General features: G+C 43.4%; 9 protein-coding genes and 1 pseudogene. 4 read left to right on the top strand and 6 right to left on the bottom strand.

Features of this window, described 5'->3' with window-relative positions:
• Positions 1 to 75 precede the first annotated feature (75 nt).
• From OA91_RS02110 to OA91_RS24510, 3 genes and pseudogenes are all read left to right on the top strand, one after another.
• On the top strand, positions 76 to 10,149 hold the full coding sequence (locus OA91_RS02110) for a hemagglutinin repeat-containing protein (protein ID WP_157203893.1): 10,074 nt from the start codon (positions 76 to 78) through the stop codon (positions 10,147 to 10,149).
• Positions 10,146 to 10,613: a hypothetical protein gene (locus tag OA91_RS02105; protein WP_063338578.1), complete on the top strand. Its 468-nt coding sequence runs from the start codon at positions 10,146 to 10,148 to the stop codon at positions 10,611 to 10,613. Before OA91_RS02110 ends, OA91_RS02105 begins: the two co-directional genes overlap by 4 nt.
• 544 nt (positions 10,614 to 11,157) lie before the next feature.
• Positions 11,158 to 11,259, top strand: a pseudogene (locus tag OA91_RS24510) (transposase); the annotation flags it as partial.
• Positions 11,260 to 11,625: 366 nt separating this feature from the next.
• Here the strand turns inward: OA91_RS24510 and OA91_RS02100 are convergent.
• On the bottom strand, positions 11,626 to 11,913 hold the full coding sequence (locus OA91_RS02100) for an IS110 family transposase (RefSeq protein WP_063337838.1): 288 nt from the start codon (positions 11,911 to 11,913) through the stop codon (positions 11,626 to 11,628).
• Positions 11,914 to 11,990: 77 nt separating this feature from the next.
• Here OA91_RS02100 and OA91_RS02095 point away from each other — a divergent pair, with 77 nt between their 5' ends.
• A complete protein-coding gene (locus OA91_RS02095) occupies positions 11,991 to 12,968 on the top strand; it encodes a transposase (RefSeq protein WP_063337837.1) in 978 nt (325 codons plus the stop codon).
• Positions 12,969 to 13,336: 368 nt separating this feature from the next.
• On the opposite strand, the gene OA91_RS02090 is transcribed toward OA91_RS02095, so the two are convergent.
• From OA91_RS02090 to OA91_RS02070, 5 genes are all read right to left on the bottom strand, one after another.
• Positions 13,337 to 13,723, bottom strand: coding sequence for a lysozyme inhibitor LprI family protein (locus tag OA91_RS02090; protein ID WP_063337836.1), 387 nt, complete (start codon positions 13,721 to 13,723; stop codon positions 13,337 to 13,339).
• Positions 13,723 to 15,846, bottom strand: coding sequence for a hypothetical protein (locus OA91_RS23980; protein WP_082827740.1), 2,124 nt, complete (start codon positions 15,844 to 15,846; stop codon positions 13,723 to 13,725). The genes OA91_RS02090 and OA91_RS23980 overlap by 1 nt, the downstream gene beginning before the upstream one ends.
• A 236-nt stretch (positions 15,847 to 16,082) precedes the next feature.
• Positions 16,083 to 17,204 carry a lipocalin-like domain-containing protein gene (locus OA91_RS02080; RefSeq protein ID WP_231870289.1) on the bottom strand — a complete coding sequence of 374 codons (1,122 nt, stop codon included), beginning with the start codon at positions 17,202 to 17,204 and terminating at the stop codon, positions 16,083 to 16,085.
• A gap of 11 nt (positions 17,205 to 17,215) precedes the next feature.
• Entirely contained in the window at positions 17,216 to 19,792 is a 2,577-nt protein-coding gene (locus tag OA91_RS02075; protein WP_231870288.1) for an ABC transporter permease, read from the bottom strand.
• The gene (locus OA91_RS02070) at positions 19,767 to 20,483 is read right to left on the bottom strand and encodes an ABC transporter ATP-binding protein (RefSeq protein WP_063337833.1); all 717 of its coding nucleotides are present in this window, start codon (positions 20,481 to 20,483) and stop codon (positions 19,767 to 19,769) included. Before OA91_RS02070 ends, OA91_RS02075 begins: the two co-directional genes overlap by 26 nt.
• Between the last annotated feature and the right edge of the window lie 434 nt (positions 20,484 to 20,917).

Here is a 20,917-nt window from a genome sequence, read left to right as displayed (position 1 = left end):
GATAACAGCGGTACCTTATCAGGACAAAGTCTGACCCTAAACACAGGCTCATTAGATAACCAAGCAGATGCCGTTGTGATCGCTGAAAATGGTGAATTAGCGATCACCACAGGCACCATCAACAACGATGGGTCTCTTGCGGGTTCTGATGTCACATTGACCGTGAATGAACTGAATAATAACCGCCAAGGTGTGGTTGCCGCTCAAGCAGGCCGTTTACAGGTCTCAGCGCAATCAAATGCGGCGAGCCAAAAGATCGTCAATACGGGTTCACTGTCTGGTAATGACATGATTCTGAATGCGAATACGATCAGCAATAATGGCAATGCTGTCATGGTGGCCAATGGTGGCACCTTAGACCTTGATACCCAAACTCTGACGAATGATGGGGCGATCGGTGCAAAATCGATTGATCTGGATGTCAGTACCCGTATTACCAACAGCGCGACAGGTGTCATGAGTGCACAAGGTGGGGTATTGGCACTGGATACCCAGACCCTTGATAACGCGGGTACATTAGCGGGTTCAAGTGTGGCACTTGTGGCCAATGTGCTTGAAAACCTAGCAGGTGCTACCTTGATTGCTCAAGCGGGTGATGTCGTGATTACCTTGGTGAATGGCTTAGTCAATCGCGGTGCCATCGGTGGTAACGCGGTGACCGTGAATGCTGCGACAGTGGCAAATCATCAAACGGGCGTGATCTCAGCACAAACCGACAAACTGAGTGTAACAACCAATAGCCTAGATAATGCGGGTAGCTTGGCAGGACAGTCTGCGACAATTAAGACAGATACGCTGACGAATCAACAGAATGCGGTAGTGATTGCCCAAGCGGGTGAACTGGATGTTGATGCGGATACCTTGACGAACACAGGGTCATTAGCGGGCAGTGATGTAACGCTTGTGAGTGAGATCTTTACCAATCAGGGGACGGGTGTGATTGCGGCACAAGCAGGTGATCTTAGTCTTACCACAACTACGCTGGCGAATAACGGCAGTATCTCAGGTAAAGGCGTCACATTAAGTACAAACACACTGACAAATGCTCAAAATGCCGTGGTACTAGCAAAAGAGGGCGTGCTTGATGTGAGTGCGACAACTTCGCTGGATAACCAAGGGGCGTTAGCAGGTCAAACAGCGACACTGACGACGCAGGCCTTGAGCAATGCTAACACGGGCGTGATTACGGCTCAAACTGGCAAACTGACACTGGATACTCAAACAACGGATAACAGCGGTACCTTATCAGGACAAAGTGCTCACCTTAAAGCCAATACCTTGACGAACCAAGCAGGGGCAAAAGCGGTTGCTAATACCGGGTTACTCTCGATCGAAAGTCAGGATATGACTAACCATGCGGTGATTGCGGGAGCAAGTATTGAGGCCGATACGACAACTCTGATTAACCATCAGGGTGCGGCCTTCGTAGCTCAGCAAAACCAACTGGATATTGAGACAGAGCAGCTTAATAACAAGGGTACCTTAGCTGGTATTGGGTTAGATGTGACAGCCAAAACCCTCATCAATGCGCAGAATGCGGTGATGTCGGGACAAACGGGAGCAAGCTCGCTTGTTACTGACACGCTTGATAATCAAGGGACATTAGCAGGAACAGGTCTAGCAATAACAACAGACAGCGTATTGAACCAACAAACGGGTGTGATTGCAGGGCTCACAGGTGAGCTTGTTATCGATACACAGAACATTGATAACCATGGCACCTTATCTGGCCAATCAGCCAATCTGATAACACCGACGATTACTAACCGTGATACCGGGGTGATTGTGACTCAGGGTGGGCAGCTGAAAGCCACAACCCAGACGATTGATAACGCCGGCACATTAGGGGGCACATCCACTGACCTGACTGCAACAGCCCAATTTACGAACCAAGCAGGGGCTGTGTTGGCCTCAAATGGTGGCGTGTTAGGGATAAATACTCATACCTTAGAAAACCAAGGTAGCCTCTCAGGCACAGGAATTAGTTTAAGCGGAACACGCATTAACAACCATGCCAGTGGTGTGATTGCCGCAAAAGCACAAGGGTTAACGACACAAGTCACTCAGATAGAGAATGCCGGTACCTTGTCAGGGGATCTTGCTCAATTAAATGTGGATACGCTTAACAATACTGGCGATGGCGTGATTGAAACAAGCGTGGGCACCTTGACTATTGATGCTCAGAATGTGACGAACCAATCAGCGATACTCGCAGCGTCAGGTGATATTAAAGCGACTAATCTAACGAACCAACAAAATGCAGTGATCTTGTCGCAAAATGGCGCTATGGCAATCAAGACAACTGCGGGGTTGGATAACTATGGGGCAATCTCAGGGCAAGCATTAACCCTTAACACAGGCAACTTGTATAACCGAGGAGGCGATGCGCTTATCTTGGGGCAACAGGCACTAAACGTGACTAGCTTAGGCACAGTTTATAACTATGATGGCAGTGTTTTGTATAGCTTGGACAATGCGACCTTCGATGTGGCGGGGACACTTCAAAATACATCCGCGACGATAGAGGCGGATGGTGATTTAAGTATTGCGGCGACTCGTATATTGAATGAGAGGAAAGCGTTTGAGGTTGGGTATGAGCAAACCTCTAAAAACCTGAGTTATACATCTGGTAGTTGGTCTGGGCGAAATACAGGATATCGTAGCACGCAAAGGCGTTCCCCGACCTATTATAACTTAACTGAGACAACGATAACGCCTTATATCAGTAAAAATAGTGATTCAGGAAACATTCTTGCCGGTGGCAATATCCACCTTAAAGGAGTGATTGACAATAATTATTCAACTATCAGCGCTGGTGAAAACCTTACTTACGAAGGTTCATTGAATAATACTGCTTATACCGCTAATCAGTCAGTTGAAACAAATGGTACTTCAACAGTAACAATTATTGACACGTGGTGTTCTAGAATAGAGGATCGAAGTCCTGGTGAAGGTGGAGGGCCAAGGAATTGCGAAGAGCGTTCTTCTCGAAGCACTAATCATGTTTCTGCTTACAGCAAACCCACTACCTCTATCAGTGTTAACTTAGCATCTGCGACCTTTACGGCTAATGGCAACATCACAGGTAAGGCTTTGTCTGTTTCGACAGATAAAGCAGCGGCATCAGCGAGTGCTGTTGCACTAGAATCTGTAGCAGCGACAGGTCAATCTGTTGTTGTAATTGATACAGGTGAAGCTGCTAATGTCGTCGAAAGTAATGCTGGCACGGCGGCAGTATTAAGTGATGTTAAAGCGCCATCAAGTAATACCCCTATCAAACTGTCTGCGCAGAATACGCCTGATCTATCTAATGCTGGATCATTGGTTTCTGCTGTCGCTTCGCTTGATAACAGTGAAGCTTTAGACCTCGCGTTACTCAGCCAAAATGTTGCAAGCGGCAACTCATCAGAAATCAAAACTGGCCAAACAAACCTCGATAATCTTGGCCAAGTTAACAATGTTGAGGCACTCAATCTAAACTCAGTCTCTGCAAAAACGGCCACTCAATTATCGTCTGATGCCACAAACGCGGAAATTGGTGAGGTCACTCAAGCTGAGCGTGTAGCGGCTAACAATCTAACGAATGACAACATAGATGGTGTGAGTGCGTTAGGGAGTGATGTCACTCAAGCGGATATTGGTAATGTTAAACAAGCGAACAGCGTCCAGAAGAATAATCTGGGTGAAGTGAGTACCTTGTCTGCACAAGCCTTAGCGAATAGTGCAGCCGAAGCTAATGTTGGCGATGTAACTGATGCTGCCAGCGCCCAAACGCTGAATGTGAATAGTGTTGTGGTTAAATCCGCTGGTACGTTAGCAGGCGATGCTACCGTGGCTGAAGTCGGTGATATTGCACAAGCAAATCGTGCTCAAGCTGTGCAATTAAATGGCGTATCTGTTACAGCTAGCGCGTCATTATCTGAGGGGGCAACACAAGCCAATATTGGTGAGGTTGCACAAGCAACAAATACAAATATTTCTTCGATTGCTAACGATCTTGTTAAGTCAGCGAAGACATTATCTGATGAGGCGGCCTTAGCCGAACTGGGCCAAATCGCACAAGCAAATAGTGCTGAGCAAGTGTCATTTTCTGCTGTTGAGGTTGGGCCGGCTGGTGAGTTAGCAGGTGATGCAAAACAAGCCAATCTGGGTAATGTGGCACAAGCGGCTGTTATTCAAAAAACACATCTGAATAGCGTAGCGGTTAAAGCGACTCAATCTTTATCGGCTGATGCTGAGAAAACCCAGCTTGGTGAGGTTGCACACGCAAACATTGTAACGGATGTGGCAATCAAGGCCGCTTCTGTTGACGCGAGACAAACGCTCTCTGCTGATGCGAACGAAACTAATCTTGGTGATATTGCGAGTATAAATGAAGCGCAAGCAATTGATTTATCAGAATTAACCGATAGTGCAAAAAAGGCGTCTCAAGCTGGTGTTGCTGAAACCGCACAAACCGTTGTCGTGTCAGGTTTTAACAATATTGGTGGACCAGGCGACCTTGATATTGAAGTACAAACCAGTGAATGGGACGGTGCTGAAAACTGGCATGGCAAGTCAGCTTGGAATGGCCAAAGCAGCTGGCAAGATGCCAATGTAGATGACCTTATCTCAGGTTCTACAAAAGCCTTGTTTGATGTAGTGGACTCTCCTGATCAAAACTACCTAATTGAAACGAACCCTGTTTTTACCAGCTATACCAACTTCGTGTCTTCTCAGTACATGCTAGACCGTATGGGCATTGGCGGTGAAACCTCAACCAAAACCTTGGGTGATGGCTTTTATGAGCAAAGGTTGATTAAAAATCAGATAGTGGAGCTAACGGGTAAGCAATTTATTGGTACGAATAAGAGTGCTGATGAGCAATATGCAGCCCTGATGGATAATGCAATCGAAGCGTTTGATGACCTTGCTCTGAGCCCAGGTGTGAGCTTGTCCCAAGAACAAATTGCACAACTGCAAGAACCGATTGTTTGGATGATCGAAGAAACCGTTCAAACGGAGAGTGGCCCACAGCAGGCGTTAGTGCCTAGAGTGTACTTACCTCCTTCTATGGATCTGATGCTAAGAGAAGACGGCGCACTTGTTGCGGCGAATAACATCTCTATTGAAGTGAATGGTCAACTGGTTAACTCGGGTCAAATTAAAGCAGACAATAATCTAATCCTTAGTGGTCAAAATATCAGCAACACAGGGAAGGTCTCTGCAGGAGAGACCATGGTACTAACCGCTGAAAATGATATCACCTCAACAGGTGGGGCCTTGTCTGCCAGTAACTTAGCGATTAATGCAGGGAATGATGCCATTTTGGCGGCAACAGACGTGGTTGCGAACCTGAACCTGTCTATTAATGCGGGTAATGATGTTTTATTAGAAAGCATTGAATCGACCAGCGTGAGTTATAAAGCCCCTGACCATAAGACCATCTCGGTTAATCATGATGTGACAAACATCAGTGCCGGCAATATCAGTATTAATGCGGGTAATGACTTTATCGCATCGGGCTCAAGTATTGCGGCGACAGGTGACTTTGCAATCAATGCACAAGACATTGCCTTTAATGCGGTACAGAGTACCCAATCAACCAAACTATCTGGCAGAGATTTTAGTCAGTCTAGTAGCTTACTTAATCATCAAGTGGCTGATATCAGCGCAGCGAACATCGACTTCAATGCAGGCGGCGCCTTTACAGCACAAGGTACCCAATTTGATGTATTGAATGACTTTAGTTTAAAAGCGGATGATATTGCGTTTAACGCTGTGATTGATACTACTGATTTTTCACGCTTCACCGGTGGTGGCTGGAACTCTTCTGTCACGAAGAAACATACCGAAAGCCTTACCGGTACGACGTTTGATGTTGGTAACAACCTGACCCTGCTAAGCCAAAATGACATAGTCTCAAAAGGCAGTGATTTAACCGCTGGCGGTAATATCCAGCTGGGTGCGTTTGGTGATGTGATATTGGCTGCTGAGCAAACAACACAAACAGACTATAGCCAAGTTAAATCGAAAAAATCAGGGACCTTCTCAAGCAAGAAAAAAATCACGACCACCTCTAAAACCGTTACTGAAAATATCGGCACCACGCTAAACAGCGGCGGCAATATTACGATTCAAAGCTTTGATGATGTTTTGTTTGCTGCTTCAAATGCCAATGCTGGCGGTGATGTGACTGTCTCGGCTGCTGGCAATATCGATCTTCTAAGTGAAGTGGATCAAACAAGCTACCAGCAAGCTTCTTCGACTAAGCGTTCTTTTTCACAGAGCACTCGAAACTCTGGGTTTGTTGATCAAAGTGCAGCATCCAGTTCTATCAATGCCCTAGGTAACATCCAGCTAAACAGTGGTAACAATGTTTTGCTTGAAGGTGCTGATTTATTGGCGGGTAACCAGTTATCAATTGGTGGCCAAGCCATCGCGCAAACTGCGACGGGTGATTTGATCGAAGACAGTTTAGGCAATTTGCTGACACAAGATGGCACAAAAGCAAACGATGTCACTATCACAACGCAAGCCTTGGAAGATAAAAGCTGGAACAAAAAATCATCGGGTTTAAGAGGCGCTTTTGCTGATCTTGCCAAAGGTGTGGCTGTAATTGCCGGCAATATGGGGATTAAAACTGAAATCGAAATTGGCAGTGGTACCAGCTCAAGCACACAAACCACAACTCAACGTGGCTCAACGATTAATGCCAATGAACTTGATATTCGTGCTTTTGATGAACTTGCCATTGTGGGATCAGAAGTCAATGTGGCAGGTGCCGCTAACTTAGAAGCGAATAACATCATCATTGATGCTGCGAAAGAGCAGAGCGTGCAAACTGAGTCTAGCACCATACACACCGTCAGCTCTGATGGTGCGTCATTAGGTGAAGATGAAATTACACTGATGAGTTTGGCAGAAACCAGCAGAACAGAATCTACCACAACCAGTACTACAGATTGGTCCGGCTCAAGCTTAAATGTTGGCTCACTCACAGCGAAGGCGGCTGGGGCATTGGCCATCTTAGGCAGTAGCTTGAATGTGGCGGGTGAAACCAGCTTAGAAGCGGATTCTGTCTTGGTAGGTGGTCGTCAAAATACGGTTGAAGTGACAGAGACAAGTAAAGAAGAAATCGAGACCTTCACGGTCGGGGTGAAAAACGCCTACTTAGATATTGCCTTTGCTGTAAAAGCCTTAAAAGATGCAACAGAGGGTCTCTCTGATGCGAAAGATGCTTATAAAGAAGCAAAAGCGAAAGTTGCTCAGGGCCGCTTAATGAAAGCGGACCTTGATTACTACAAAGCGAATGTTGTAGCTGCCACAGCGGGTGTAGCAAATGCCAGATTAGCTGTTTACGGGGCGGGGGCTGCAGCAACTGCCGCTGCATCGTCCAGCATGGGAACTGGCTTCTACGCGAATGCAGGCACTCAGTTAACAGTAACGGAAAGCAGCGAAACCACTACAGAAAATACTTGGCAAGGCTCTAACTTAAACCTGGGTGGCGATGCACGAATTCAGAGTGCGAGCAGTATTGATCTAGAAGGTTCTGCTATTTTAGCTGGGGCGAACCTAAGTCTTGATGCTGATGAGATTAACCTGACAGCAGGTGAGTCGACAAATGAAATGCGTTCAAACTCGAGCACTCGTACTTTATCTGCTTCTGCATCAACAACAGGCTCTGTAAGCGCAAGTGCGTCTTCGTCTAAGACTAAAGCTTCTAGTCAAGATACCTTTTATGAAAATAGTCTGATCAGTGCCGCAAGCTTATCAACCAATAGTGATAGCTTGACGCTAAAAGGCGCTAATATCGATGCTATCACGGCAGAATTCAATACCAATAATTTAGTTGTAGAAAGCTTACAAAATACAAGTAACTCCAAGAGTGAGACAAAAGGAGTAAACGTTGGTTTTGGTGGGGCAACAGCAAGCACTGATAAGGCAGGTAATAAAGTTGAGGGTAGCTTTGGGCTTTCTAGTTTAGGGCTAGATTCAAATAAGAGTAACGCAAGCCGTACTTGGGTCGATCAGCAATCCAGTATTACAGGTGACAATCTTACTATAAATACCCAAGACACCAAGCTTGTTGGTGGCCTGATTGCGTCAAACACAGATGATCTAACTTTAAACACCCAAACGCTTACCGTGTCTGATATTGAAGACCATGATAAGAGTAAAAACAAAGGCTTTAACTTAAGTGGTAGTAGTGGTTCAACCACAGTGGGCGGCACTTACAATGGTTTTGATAAAGCACAAACAACGCTAGCCACCATTGGTGAAGGCCAAGTGACGGTTGGTGGGCAAAGTATCGATGAGCAAGCTGAGTTTGCAGGGCTTAATCGTGATGCGGAGCAAAGCCAGATAATTACCAAGGATATAGAGCTTGGCGGATTAGATGCAACTGTGACCTTAGATCATAGGGTTCTTAGTGAGGAAGGTAGAGATCAGATTGCAGAAGATATCCTGAAAACAGGCATGATAACGGATGCCGTTGTATTAGCTGCAACCACCGATCGAGTCGGTTTTACTGATATTGGTGGCGAAATCGTTAAAAACGATAAAACCTATGAAACTTTAAAAACTAAAATAGCCTCTGATCCTTCATTAGCAGAGGCTCTGCAAGATCCTAGTATTAGTCCTGCTGAGAAGGAGAAGGTACTTAATGAGCTAACTCGCGCTGTATTGGTAGAGCTAGGTTATACAGACGGTGCTGAATACGATAACAATATCATTGCAGATAAAGGCGCATTAGGTGTTGAAGATGGCCAAGTGGGATCTGTAGCTGGCTTCTATTCAGAAGAGACCAAAGATTCTTATATTAACGATGCGAATATCGACAGTATTAAAAAGCTGGTTGAAGTGGGTGGTCATGAACTATCACATGCGATAGATGACAAAGATGGTAGTAATTATAGCAAGGCAGATAATGAAACTTATGCGGATAGCTATGGTGAAAACTTCGCGGATTACACTAACCTTGCTGTGGATATTAATGGTTATGACGATGGCGTGTCGCTGTCGAATAATCATGTTGGGAATACTAGTGCTCAGGTTGCTAGTAAAACTGCGGAATTTAAGAGCCTTGATAGAGAGAAAGGGGATTATTATTTAAAAGAAACTGAAATGAGTTCATTGGTGAATGGGCTTATTCAATGTAATGGCAATACTGACTGCATTAAGTCTCAAAGAAATAAGTATCAAGAGACGAGTATACAAAACTCAAATAGTTTGATTGCAGATTGTGCTAGTGGAAAAGGTGCATGTACGGAAAAATCCCGCGATCATGCTAGAGCAATAGTTTCTTATCAAAATGGTGAATTTGATGCCTTTGAAACTGGCACCTTAGAAGAGCACACACTAGCTTACTTCCATAATGAAAATTTAAAAGAAAAAAATGATGCGGGTGTTGCTATTGTTGCTGGTCAGGCTAAAAAGGCTGCTTTAGAAAGGGGGTTAAGCCTAGAAAGGGCTAACGAAATAGCAGCAATTACAGCTGCCACTGTTTCAGTAGTAGCAGGAGGTAAAAAATCAAAAAAAGGGGTTACAGGTACAAGTGTTAGTACAAATACCAGTGCTAGAACAAATACCAGTGCTAGTACAAATACCAGTGCTAATACAAATGCCAGTGCTAGTGTAAATACGGCTAAGAAAGCTGAAGAGACAGGTTCGGCTGTTGCTGTAAAAGATAAGGACGTTGGGGAAGCTGGACAAAGGCCTACTTCAGATAATGTAGTTGCTCAGGGGGAGGGGGCTTCTAAAGGGGAGTTAGAAGACACTAATAAAGCAGAGTCTAAAGTTTTAGCTTCTACTGCAAAGAGTGAAATTAAGTTTAAGCGTTGGAAAAATGGAGAGGCAATTGATAAACCAATGCCGGATGGTAGTGCGCCTTCATGGAATACTGTAAGATCGAGGTATTGGAAAAATAGAGCAGTATCATCTAATGGTGAATTTAGTGATGATAATATAATGAGGATGAGAGAAGGTAATGCACCTTTAGACTTTAATCCAAGAACAAGTAAATTCGAATCTAGAGAGCTACATCATGTGGAACCGCAAAGAGTTAATGGAAGCAATAGTCCTTTAAATCTACGGGAGTTGACGCCAGATCAACATGGTGAAGTTGATCCATTTAGGCATACGGTACCTACAACGAGAGGAATACGATGATTGATGATCCTTTTCATCAGAGCGTATCAGTTTTTATCGATTTTGATAAAACTTATAGTTCTGGTCAACTTAATAGGAAACTAAAGGAGCTTGGTGCAACACTTTACTACGATGTATACAGCTTCAAAAGAAAAGATAAGGGCCCTATATGGCAATCTGAAAGTCTAATTTATGTGGTTACTTTTTATGACGATAAAGAAGTTGATGCGCAAGACTCATCAAACAGGTTGGAACTTAAATATCCATTAGCAACTTTGGGGGCAGACCAAATCACAATGTTTGCTAAAGTCGCTGGAAATGTTGCAGATTCATTTGGTGTTAAACCATTACTTGATGGCTTAGAAGTTACTGAAGGGGAAATTATTCAACATTGTGAAGATCTAGTTACTGACTTGATGGAGCAGTGGGGAGAAGAACCCGGAAGTAAAACATTAAGAATATTTATCGAGTCTCAGTATAGATAAAAGTTGATTTTATCTATACAAGATTTTATCAAGACACACATTTTAAATTAGGTCTGTAATGTTTAAAAGAATTTAAACGAGACACCCAACTTAATTTGACTGTTATTTAATCATGACCTAGTTTTATAAGAATTTAAACGAGACACCCAACTTAATTTGACTGTTATTTAATCATGACCTAGTTTTATTGAATTCACTCAAGGATGAGGAATCTAATATGCCTAAACCACGTAAATCTTTAGTTAGTCTTTAAAATACACCTTATTATCATTTTAAAGTGGCTGTCTTGATTTAAAAAATAATAAATTATTAATACTTTCCTAATTTAACCATTTTTGAAGAAGTTTTATCGAGACACCCAACTTAATTTGACTGTTATTTAATCATTATCTAGTTTTATTGAATTCACTCAAGGATGAGGAATCTAATATGCCTAAACCACGTAAATCCCTAATCGAATTTAAACGAGACACCCAACTTAATTTGACTGTTATTTAATCATGATCTAGTTTTATTGAATTCACTCAAGGATGAGGAATCTAATATGTCTAAACCACGTAAATCCCTAATAAGTTTGCAAGACACCACTTATTACCACTGCCTCTCCCGTTGCGTCCGACGTGCCTTTCTTTGTGGTAAGGATAAGTCCAATTTAAATCGGACATATATGGACGCTCCCGTGCCGTCAAGGCAATAGTTACCCAAACCACTTTTTAATTCTGAATATTAAGTGGTTTTGTCTTTTTCTTATTAACCGCTTTTGATCTTTACCAATTCCAAAAACTCGATGAAGGGTCGTACTAGACATATATCCGGCCTGTTATGAAAACGCTTTTTGTTGGTTTTCTGGCCTTGATGAGATCCGTACTTAACTGTCTTTATCACCCAATCGGTTTCAAGAACCTTGTCCATGCCAGACTGTCGTTAAGTGCGGAAAACCCGCTTTCACATCATTTGTTCGTCGACTTTGGTTAGATCTGTTTCGGCTGTTTAACTCTTTAGTTGTTTTCTATCATGAAGCGGATAGGGTTTTATAATCCTCATTCCTTCGAAGTAAAATCCAAGCGAGTCTTGCTAATCGATTTGCGATTGCTACGACTCCCTTATGTTTTCCTCTACGATCAATCAACTGTTTAACCCAGACTGAGAGCTTGTCATTTTTCCCTTTTGTACGATGAATTAAGGTTCTGGCACCGTGTATAAGCTGCTTACGTAAATACTGATTCCCTCGTTTACTCATTCTTCCCATATAGGATTTTCCACCACTCGCATACTGTTTAGGCGTTACGCCAATTACCATGGACATCCAACACAATTTGACTCACTTTTAATCTTATTCTAGTTTTATTGAATTCACTCAAGGATGAGGAATCTAATATGCCTAAACCAAGAAAATCTTTAATAAGCCTTCAAGATACACCTTACTATCACTGTGTTTCACGTTGTGTGAGACGCGCTTTTCTCTGTGGCCAAGATGAACAGACTGGCCAAAGTTACGAACATAGACGTGGTTGGATAGAGGATAAGATATTCTCTCTTGAAGCTATCTTTGCAATAGATGTATGTGCTTATTCGGTCATGAGCAATCATACCCATTTAGTGCTTCATGTGAATGAAGATGAAGCGAATAATTGGTCTATTAAACAGGTGCTTGAGCGCTGGCATCATCTACATAAAGGTACTCAGTTCACGCAAAAGTATCTAGAGAACAAAGTCTTAGAAGAGTTTGAGCTAGCCTCTGTTTATGAGAGCTGTGAGAAGTACCGTAAACGTTTAATGGACATAAGTTGGTTTATGCGAGAGCTCAATGAATCTGTAGCACGTATGGCTAATAATGAAGACAAATGTACAGGACGATTTTGGGAAGGTCGCTTTAAGTCTCAAGCCTTGTTGAATGACGCCGCGCTAGTATCATGTATGGCTTATGTCGACTTAAATCCTGTGCGTGCAAAGATGGACAAGACCCCTGAAGCTTCAAAACATACAAGTATCAAGACTCGTATTGAAGTCGCCAAAGCGAATCAGACGCAGCCCAAAAATTTATTTCCTTTTATTGGCTATGAACGGGAAGATCAACCTCAAGGCTTACCTTTTAAACTTACTGATTACCTTGAATTAATTGATTTAACGGGGAGGTTGGTGAGAGAAGATAAAAGAGGAACGTTGGATATTTCCTTGGCTCCAATTCTTCAGCGAATAAATCTTACATCAGAGCAATGGTTTGAAGTTTCAACAGGCTTTGAAAAGCATTTCACCACAGCTGTTGGGTCTGACTGGCAATTGGCTAAGTATTGCCAACATACTCATATTAAAAGGCGGCCCAATTTAACTACATGTAGAAGACTTTTGTCTTAGCTCGACAAACTCAACACATCTAATTCTTTCTAATCGTTAACGCGAGATATCAGCTTGACCAAAATACGAAAAGCTTCAATGAATACTTTATAGTTAGCCTCCAATTTAAGAATTTCTTATTATTTTCAACCATAAATTGATGAACATGATCGAAGTGAGTGATGTTCAGGTGGTGCCCGTACTCTAAATGGAAGTCTTTAGAAATTCTCAGCTTTAAAAGCCCTATGGTCTTTGCCAATGTTATTCTAGATGAAGGGTAATTCCCCTCTCGTTCCCATGCTCACAGTCTGAGGGCCGTGGGAACTAGATAAAATTACGTAATAGAAATTTATAACGTATTAACTCTTACTAAGTAGTTAGAAGTAAAACTACATCATAGAGGAAATTATTTGGTATAAATTACTAATTTCAGATGTTTGGTGCTTAATTTTCTCATTAATACATTGGTTGAATTGTATTTCGTAAGTGATCGTTTCTTTGTCAACAAAGTAGCTTTGCAAATCACAAAATTTTGTTGTGACCTCAGACCATTCTTGACGGTTTTTCTGGATGTCTTTTAAGTAACTTTCGTGGTCTTCTGAAGATTTGAAATGATTTTCAATTTTCTGATACTCTGAAGTTAATTTTACTTGGTTATTTTCTATTTTTTCTTTGATGCAATTATTTATTCCCGGTAGGTATTTTTCTTTGAAGCAGCTATCGCTAGCTGCTGCTTGAAAACTTATCAACATCGTTAGTGCGACTGTCTTTTTCATTATTTTTCTCCTCCAAGATAATTAGCTCTTTGCCTACCTTCTTCATACAATTTAATTGTGGGGTTTGATGTAATGTAATTTATCAATTCTTGTTTATCATTTCGCATACCTTTTACCATAGGCCTCTCTCCCTGAGTAAATCCTTGGTATACAAAATCTACTAATACATCTTTGATCTTATTATCGAGACTTTCCCAATCGATTTTTTCCAGTTTATCTTTAGTCCATTTGTTGTAATTTTTAATCGCTCTATCTTCATAGCTCGGAAAAATGTTGTTAAAAAGGTAGTGTTGGGACTTTCTTGTAATTTCTCCAATCTCTTCTTTTTTATCTGTTACAAAGTTTTTGGCTTCATCACCTTTTAAACCTGCACCTTTAGCTATTTTTTTAGCTTTATCATTATCTATAAATGCATTAATTAGCTCATTATAAACTTCAGCTTCAGAGCGATTTCCAATATCGTAACCTCTACCTAATGTGACTCCTGACAGACTATTACCAGGCCAATGAATAACTCTTGAAAAATAAATATTGTCGCTTATATCATTCCCTTCTGCATCAAAGGTCAATTGGCCTCTTGGTACGATCAACCATTTTTTGTCCATTTCATCATCTAGGATGCTGCCATCAAGTTTGTCTGTGATGGTTTTTATCTTTTCATTTTCTGTCTTTTCAGCCCAGTCTGATGGTTGGATGTCGGCTTTAGCTAAGGGGATCTCGATGACTTTTTTATGGCTATATTCAGCATCAAAAGGTCTGAGGGTTTTCAGTGGTTTAACCAAGTTGCTAAGGGCTTGAGAAATGTCTTTATACCATTCAGTTTTGGTGTCTGTGGTTGCGGACAATAGCACTTGTCGAGTAATGGCCAAGCTGACTTTACCGGTGAGTATTCCCATTAGGTTTGAGACACTATTGAGAGTGGCGTCTTCGGTGGTTTTGACTGAGAGGTACACAGCTAAGTCGATAAGCTTTTCTGGTGTCATGGCCTTAACAAAGCGCTGGCAACTGGTTGTGAGTATATTACGGCTTAGTTGATCATTAATGATGAGAATCTGTTTTTCCATGGCTTTTGATTCTGCTTTCAGCCTGATCTCTTCCCTAGGTTTCCAACCAGCTAATGCTGACTCCAGTGCATCAATGTCGCCATGGGTCACCGCTTCACAAAAGGCGTATTGAATTGGGCTGAGTGTTTCTTCGTCTAAGTCTGCTGTATCTTGAGGGAGAAACTCTTTAAGGGCGTCAGTGACATCACTTGCTGCGTTTTTAGCTTTAGCTGTCGTATGCTCGTAAAAGCTGAGTATATCCATATCTTCAAGTGTGTCTCTAAGCTCAGCAAGGTAATCATTTAGTTGCTGATTTGAGGCCTCTGTAATTGTACTGATTTCGATTTCGTTTAATTTATCTAGGGTGTAATCAGCGACTTTCTTAATTGTGTTATCAAGTGCCGTTTCTAACTCGGCATAAAGGTTATCCAGCTCTGTTTGGTTATCGATGGCTTCTCCAAAACTTATGCTGGCTTTGGCGTTTGGGCAGTCTTCCACACAGGCCCAACCCATAGGGTTAAGCGAGCCTGTTAATATGGTTTGCTTAGGATCATCAAAGACAAGTTTGTAGGGTACATCACCAACAGGTGTTTTTTCTTTATCGTCATACACCACTTCCAAAATGATGGGCGCAGGTGGCTGGCCAAAAGACGCTGGAATTTTAGGTTTGCTGACTTCTGGCTCTGGGTCTTTAACAATAGGTTCTGGGGCCTTTTCTTCCATAGGGGCTGGCGGATGTAAGTTACCATTTGATTGTGCTGATTGAGCACTAAAAGAAGCACCACTGCCTTTGGCGTCGAACCTCGCATTAAGGCGTCTGATAAGATCTTGGTTGGCTTGCGAGATTGCCAGAGGATTGACTTCAATGTCCCCTTTTATAAAGCAAAAAAGCGGTAGGTTTGGTGGGTCCGCTAAGGCAACCATGTCACCGTCAGCCAGTTTTTGTTTTACCTGTTCTGGGGAAAGGTTTGTGGGGGTGATTGCTTGCCAACTTTCTTCATTGAAAGAAGAGAAGTCAGCTTCGATTTGAGAGGCTTCATTAAGAAGCACGGATTCCGTTGGGGCAATTCTATGGTACATCTTGGTCGCATCCTTGCGATTAAAAAGGCGGATTAAACCCTAATAAGGACAAGATGTTAATGAATTTTTTGTAAGGTTTTCGTATTAATTATCATTTTTTATGAGTGTTTAATTGTTTCTACTGCTCTTTTAGCTCTTTTTTAGGGAAGCATAAATCCCTCGATTTTAAATTGGATGTCTTTAGAGATTCACCTGCTTTTACAAATAGGATTTTTTAGAAAAACGTATTTATGGGGTCAGTACCCCGTTAACTCCATATAGCCCGTTCCTGAGTGTGTCCCTTCTATTACGATTGGCCCTTCCCAATACGGAACCGACAGGGGCATTTTTGCCTTTGGATTCAGTGCCGTGACGGTCACTTCGATTTGCTGAGTGGGAATGGATATTTGCCACGCTGTTGGGTAATTGCGTCCGTCGATTTCTGTCTGTTTGACGGCGGTTAGGCTGATGTCCTGCTGTGAAATAGCAATGCCAGAACCATCTTGTTGCATTAACCTTGCGTGAGAGTAATTGGCTTTGCCTGTTGTTGCGTTTCGAAGTTGGAACACGACTAAGCTGGTATCATCATTGAGTCTGAGTGCAAACCAATCCCAGCCTTGTTGCGAGTCGAGTAAGAATTGCGAGCTCCATTCTCTGTCTATCCAGCCTTTGCCAGAAACCTGATGCGTCACGCCATCAATCGTCACTTTGCCTGATACATGGATAAATGGTTGGCTGTAGTAATAAGAAGCCACTTTGCCGTCGCTGCTTTTCGTGCTGTAGCCTTGCTCACCTTGTTTTTGATAGGGTGCGTCGCTAGTGAGTGTTAATGAGTAGCCAAACTGATCTGAATTGGCATTCAATGTGGCTGGGAATAGGTCATCGGTGGAAGATGTCCATTGCCAATCATCAAGATAAACACGAAATGGTGAAGCGCTTATGCCTGCCAGTTCTGCTTGGTCACGGGACCACTTTTCATCGGCGTAGTGTTTGTCTTTGGTGGTGATGGCACTATGCGCCATGTAGATCTGCTGGCTTTGCCACGCGGTTTGCTTGGGTTGTTTGGCTCTATTTTCTGGAGCTGCGGCAAAACGAAATTGTGTCCATTGCACACCCAGTGCATTGCCATTTTCATCCATGAGGTTGGCGGTTAAATACCACCATTCATGACGAAAGCTTGAGTGCGCTTGGTGGTCGGCAGGGAAGGTGATCTCTACGCCTTTAGTGACAGGCGTAAATTGTTCATTCTGCTCTTTGTTATTGACAGGACCGAGCATTGATCCCATGTTTTGAGCTGATTTTTGTTCGGCTTTCTCACAACCCCATAGAAATAACAGACTAAGCAAGACGGCGGACATTTTGATTCGCTTACTCTTCAAACCAAGCTCCATTACAACACCTCACTTTGCAAGCTAGCTACCACGGGCTTACTGACTAAGCGCCATAGGGGGATGAGCGTCGCAATCACAGCCACAAGAATCGTGATGGCGGAAATGCTGAGGGCATCGCTCCAACTCCATTGGTAGTTTAAGCTCCAACCAAAGGCGCGTAGGGTGACGATGTCGGTTAGCACATAGCCGACCATAGCCCCAAGAGGAATGGCGATAACCAGAGTGAAAGTCACCAATACGACAATTTGCCCGAGCACCATCGCCATTAACTGATTACGGCTCACGCCAAGCGCATACAGCCTTGCAATAGCGGCTTTACGTGCATCAAGCAACATGAAACAGGCACAGAACAAGCCAATGACGGCAACCATTAAGGTGACGCCATTAAGTGCACGAGTAATGGCGAAGGTTTGTGAAAAGATATCCAACGCGATGGATTTGATATGTGATTGATCGTAAAGCTGGCTTGGGTGCAAATTCAGTTTTTGACGCAGTTGTTCGTAGACTCCTTGTTGGTCGCCAGACACTTTAATCCCTAGGCTAGTGGGTAAGTCGGTAAAGCCACTCTCACGCCATAAATTAGGGGCAAGCAGCACTTCGCCATTGGGGGAACCGTAATCATGGAAGATCGCGCCAACCACCAGTAATTTGTCGGGGATGGAATCGAGCTTAAATTCACTATTCAGTGATAAGTTGAGTTTCATCGCGGTAGGCTCACTGATGGCAACCCATTCACCTTGGTAGAAGCGCAGCCAAAAGTTATCCAGCTTTGATTGGAACACCATGGTTTGCTCTAAGCTGTCTTTATCTTTGGTGCCGAGTAACGTGGGTAGGCCTTGCAGGTTATCGTCGACATAATATTGCTTATAAACGGTCTCAACCTTCTCAAACTGCTCTAACACGCGCTCGACATTAGCGATTTCTCCTTGAGCAGGGCTAACGTAAATGTCGGCATGGAGTCGTTGCTCTAACCATTGCTTTAGGGTGGATTCAAAGCTACCAACTAACGTATTCATTCCCATATTGGCGGTTACTGCAAGCAGCAGTGCCATCATGGCAAGGGAGAGGGGGGATATCAGCTCTCGCAGTTCTGCAAAGAGATACTGCATCAACCCCGATTGAGTGCGTTGTTCGCTCCAATTGGCTAACACGCTGAGTGTTTTGGGGAGATACAAAGGAATCGACACCACCAACACACCTAGCCACGCCATGGTGAATCTATGATACTCACTGAGCCATAACCCTGCTAATGCGATACAGGTTAAGGTTAAACCAATGACGAACAGCTGGTTTTCATTTGAAGCCTCTGGCGCTTGATAAAATCCGCCATGGGAAGAGAGCGGTTGTCGAACCCTTTGTTTAAAGTGTTGCCAGCAGGCAACAAGCGTGGCCGCTAACGTCAATAATAGGGCTTGTGCTAACCATGACCACTGCCATGTACCGGGAAGCAGTGTCGCACCATAAAGTTGCTCCAGTGTTATCGCAACGGTAGGGTGGAGCCAGTGGCTTAATTGAATCCCCAAAATGAAACCGAGTGATGCGCCTAGTGTGACTAAAACAGTGAGCTCAATTAACAGCGCGGAGAACACGATACTCGATGAAACACCGGCTTGCTGAATTTGTACTAACAGCCGATTACGTTTGAGCAAGCTGTACTTCACGCCGTTGTATGCGATGAACAAACCAACCAAGAACGCCAGTAAGCTCATGGCCGTCAGGTTGAGGTGAAAGCTATCGGTAATAGAGCCGAGATTGGTACTCTGGTTATTGGTGATCCATTGCCCTTGCTCTGCGATGAGATCTTGCCACTTTTCTTGTGCTTGGGTGTTGGTATCAAACACAGCGATGTAACTCAGTTGACCTTGCTTGTTGAGTAGTTGTTGGGCGAATCCTATGTCCATCAACATGCGACTCCCCAGCTGCCACTCGTCGGGTAAAACGACAACTTGAGTGACTATTTCATCCAGAGTGAGTGTCTCTACCTCGCCTAAGCTTTGGTGTTGCGATTGGCTCATCATGACGATGGGTTTTCCAGCCAAGAGCTGTGGCAGAGGCAGCGCGCTATCGAATAAGGAGATGCCTTGTGGCGTTTTATCCTTCTCGGCTGTCTTGTCAGAAGAATAGCGAGATCTTGAGGTGAGAGCAGCGATTAACTCACTGCCTTGTACTGACCAACGGCGACCTTGCTCGTCTCTCACTTTCCCTTCAATTACGGGCAGTATTGCGCTGAGTCCATTTTGTCTTAGCTTGAAGTAGAGCGATTCTGGTAAGTAGTTTTGCCCCGCTGCTGGGATGATCAGGTTTTTCGCTTGAGCACTGAGTTGTTCACTAGATTCAGCGTAGCTTCGTTTGGCATTCAGGTTGATGGCTTGCACGGCCACAAATAAGGTGACCGCCAATACAATGCCAATCAGGATCGCTGCGGCTTGCAATGGTGATTGTTTATAGTGTGCAGCGAACAGCTTTAGAGAGAGCCAGGTGTGATTGAGCCAGGAGTGATTTAACTTAGAGTGAATTAACTTAGAGCGATTTAACTTAGAGTGAGATAAGTTAGCTTGCCACATGAGACATCTCACCGGCCGGATTTTGCTTTAGGTCTACTTGCTTCAGATCTCCATCATCCAATACCCATTGTGTCTGCATAAATTGGGCGCATTCAGGGCTGTGTGTCACCAGTAACACGGCGGTGTTGCCTTGTGTGGTGATTTCGTTCAGCAGCCTCATGACTTCTAATCCGGCTTTGTGGTCGAGGTTGCCGGTGGGTTCATCGGCAAGCAGCAGTTTGGGTTTATGAGCCAATGCTCGTGCGATCGCGACTCGTTGTTGTTGTCCACCAGAGAGCGCTGATACATGCCTATCCAGTAGTCCACTGATGCCTAACACTTGAACCAAGTAATCACACCAGTCGTCCCATTTTTGTTGATTCAAGTGCAACGGGAATGCGATGTTTTGCTTAACGTTGAGCGGAGTTAATAAGTTGAACTGCTGAAAGATGACGCCCAGTTTTTGGTGGCGGAAGCGGCTCCATTGTGGCTCTTTCCAAACCGATGTGTTGTCGCCATCGAGCCAGAGTTCGCCATCAGAAAGTGGTTCAAAACCCGCGATGAGGTTGAGTAGCGTACTTTTTCCGCTGCCACTTGCACCTGTCAACGCCACGCTTGCTCCTACCGCCAAAGTGAAGTCGACGCTGTTCAGCACCTTATGGGTGTCTTTGCCGTCAACAAAGCTTTTGCTGGCTTGTTTCAGTGTGACAACTGGGCTTTCCATTTTCTCTCCCTAGACGATAGCTTCTATAAAACTTTAGATAAGAATTCGAAAAATTAACGATTTACATCGACTTATTAATAACCTGTACTACGAGTTGGTGAAAATAGATCAGTTTAAAACACTAAGATTTTAGTGAGCCATCAGCTCTAGTACATCGTTTTTCGATCTAAGGCTATTGTCTAAGGTTATCTTCATTGATTAATAGCAATGCATTGATTTTAGGTAATTACGATGGGCAGACAAGGTAATCTTGCCTGAATTCAAGTCAAGACTAGTTTAATTAGGTTTACTCAAGGATGAGGGGGCTAATAAATGCTTTTCATAATAAATATTATTATCACTAATTCTGAATATTAGAATTCGATCTGTTTGAAAATATCAAAGCGACCTTCATGTGGTTAAAAACGACAAGGTTGCTTTATTAATACACATTA

Origin of the sequence: Marinomonas sp. SBI8L, from assembly GCF_001624705.1 — a bacterium.
GTDB lineage: Bacteria > Pseudomonadota > Gammaproteobacteria > Pseudomonadales > Marinomonadaceae > Marinomonas.
This window is presented reverse-complemented; position numbering and strand designations above follow the sequence as displayed.